Genomic DNA, 632 nt, shown 5'->3' with positions numbered 1-632 from the left:
GTCGTGCCGGCTGCGGTAGGCGGCGCCCGGCTCGCGCGTCGCGCAGCGATAGTGGCGTCCCGCGTGGCCCGGCTCCGAGACGATGCCGGCATTGTGGCCGCCGGCGGTGAGCACGAAGGTCAGCGCGTTGTGCGTGAGCAGATGCAGCCGGTAGACGGATCGCCAGGGCGAGACGTGATCGCGCTCGGTGCCGACCACGAAGGCCGGCACCTCGATATCCGACAGCGCCACCGGCCGGCCGTCGACGCTGTAGCGCCCGGCGGCGAGATCGTTGTCGAGAAACAGTTGCCTGAGGTACTCCGAATGCATGCGGTACGGCATGCGGGTGCTGTCGGCGTTCCACGACATCAGGTCATTGGGCTTGGTGCGCTTGCCGAGCAGGTATTCGCTCATCATGCGTGACCAGATCAGATCGCGCGCATTGAGCAACTGGAAGGCGGCGGACATCTGGGAGCCGTCCAGATAGCCCTGCCGCCACATCAGGGCGTCCAGCGCGGATAGCTCGCTGGCATCGATGAACAGGCCGAGTTCCCCGGGCTCGCTGAAATCGGTCTGGGCGGCCAGCAGGCTGACCGAGCGCAGCATCCCGTGCTGGCGCCCGTCGCGGCCCAGCGCCGCCGCGCCGATCGCCA

The 632-nt window shown here is 68.5% G+C and carries 1 pseudogene; it reads right to left on the bottom strand.

The window, feature by feature from the left end:
• Positions 1-632: pseudogene (locus HW466_RS31040) on the bottom strand (poly-beta-hydroxybutyrate polymerase); the annotation flags it as partial.

This window comes from Burkholderia territorii (genome assembly GCF_902833055.1).
Lineage (GTDB): Bacteria > Pseudomonadota > Gammaproteobacteria > Burkholderiales > Burkholderiaceae > Burkholderia > Burkholderia territorii.
Note: the sequence above shows the minus strand (reverse complement) of the source record. Positions and strands in the feature narration are given on the sequence as shown.